Here is a 1945-nt window from a genome sequence, read left to right on the forward strand (position 1 = left end):
AAGGGTTGTTCGGCGAGAAGATCATCGATCGCGTCTGAGGAGCTGACCATGTTCTATCGCGAAAACGGTCAGTTCAAAACCTCCTACCGCGCCGACCAGCAGATCTTCCCCATCGACCAGGACCGGTGGCTCGTGCTGGCCCTGCTGGCGGTCGTCTGCCTGGTGGTGCCGGCGCTCGCGAGCGATTACCTGCTGCGGGCGATTCTCGTGCCCTTCCTGATCCTCGCGCTCGCGGCCATCGGCGTGAACGTCCTGGTGGGCTACTGCGGCCAGATCAGCATGGGCTCGGGCGCCTTCATGGCCATGGGCGCCTACATGGCCTACAACAGCCTGGTGCGTGTCGATGGCATGCCCCTGATCGTGGCCCTGCTCATCGGCGGCCTGTGCGCCACGGTGTTCGGCGTGCTGTTCGGCCTGCCCAGCCTGCGCGTCAAGGGCCTGTACCTCGCTGTCGCCACGCTGGCCGCTCAGTTCTTCGCCGACTGGATGTTCCTGCGCGTGAAGTGGTTCACCAACGACTCGCCTTCCGGCTCGGTGTCCGTGTCGAACCTGCAGCTGATGGGCTGGTCGATCGACACGCCGGTGGAGAAGTACCTGTTCTGCCTGGGTTTCGTGGTGGTGTTTGCCTGGCTCGCGAAGAACCTGGTGCGCAGCGCCATCGGCCGCGAGTGGATGGCCATCCGCGACATGGACGTGGCCGCCGCGGTCATTGGCATCCGCCCGATGTACGCCAAGCTCACCGCTTTCGCGGTCTCCAGCTTCATCATTGGCGTGGCCGGTGGCCTGTGGGCCTTCGTTCACCTGGGCGCCTGGGAGCCCGCCGCCTTCGGCGTGGAGCGCTCGTTCCAGCTGCTGTTCATGATCATCATCGGCGGCCTGGGCTCCATCGTCGGCGCCTTCTTCGGCGCGGCCTTCATCGTGCTGCTGCCGATTTTTCTCAACCAGTCCCTGCCGGTGCTGGGCGCGCTCGTGGGCGTGTCCATCAGCACCACGGGCGTCGCCCACGCCGAAGCCATGGTCTTCGGCGCCCTGATCGTCTGGTTCCTCATCGTGGAACCGCACGGGCTGGGCCGCCTGTGGGCACTGGGCAAACAAAAGATGAGGACCTGGCCGTTCCCTCACTGACAGGCAGCGGGAGAGTGCACGACAACGGCCGATTCGCCCCGAACCGATAACCCACAGGAGACAGAGATGATGAAAAGAACGCGCGCCCTGATCGCCGCTTCCGCGGCCCTCGTGCTCGCCACCACCACCACGGCCGGCTTCGCGCAGGCGAAGGAGCAGTTCTTCCCGCTGCTGACCTTCCGCACCGGGCCCTACGCGCCCAGCGGCGCGCCCTGGGCCAACGGCTTCGTGGACTACTTCAAGCTGGTCAATGCCAAGGGTGGCATCAACGGCGTGCGCGTGGCCTGGGAAGAATGCGAGACCGGCTACGCCACCGACCGCGGCGTGGAGTGCTACGAGCGACTGAAAGGCAAGAACGGCGGCGCCACGGTGTTCCAGACCATGTCCACGGGCATCACCTTCGCGCTCACCGAGCGCGGCGCGGCCGATGGCATCCCGATCCTCACGCCGGCCTATGGCCTGAGCGAGAGCGCCGACGGCGAGGTGTTCAAGTGGAGCTTCCCGATCGCGGGTTCGCACTGGGCGTCGGCGGACACGCAGATCCAGTTCGTGGGCCACAAGCTTGGCGGCATGGACAAGCTCAAAGGAAAGAAGATCACGCTGCTGTACCACGACAGCCCGTATGGCAAGGAAGCGATCCCGGTACTGACGGCGCGCGCGAAGCAGCACGGCTTCGAGCTCACCAATATTCCGGTGCCGCACCCCGGCGTGGATCAGAAGGCGCCCTGGCTGCAGATTCGCCAGAGCCGCCCCGACTACGTGCTGCTGTGGGGCTGGGGCGTGATGAACTCCACCGCGCTGAAGGAAGCGCAGGCCACCG

The 1945-nt window shown here is 65.8% G+C and carries 2 protein-coding genes; both read left to right on the forward strand.

Features of this window, described 5'->3' with window-relative positions; genetic code table 11:
* The first annotated feature begins 48 nt into the window (after window positions 1–48).
* Window positions 49–1125: a branched-chain amino acid ABC transporter permease gene (locus tag BGO22_RS13145; RefSeq protein WP_286851212.1), complete on the forward strand. Its 1077-nt coding sequence runs from the start codon at window positions 49–51 to the stop codon at window positions 1123–1125.
* A 69-nt stretch (window positions 1126–1194) separates the two neighbouring features.
* Window positions 1195–1945, forward strand: a 751-nt coding sequence (locus tag BGO22_RS13150; protein WP_286851214.1) for an ABC transporter substrate-binding protein, incomplete at its 3' end; no start/stop codon positions are given.

It is taken from the genome of Hydrogenophaga sp. 70-12, assembly GCF_001897365.1.
Taxonomy (GTDB): Bacteria; Pseudomonadota; Gammaproteobacteria; order Burkholderiales; family Burkholderiaceae_C; genus Hydrogenophaga; species Hydrogenophaga borbori.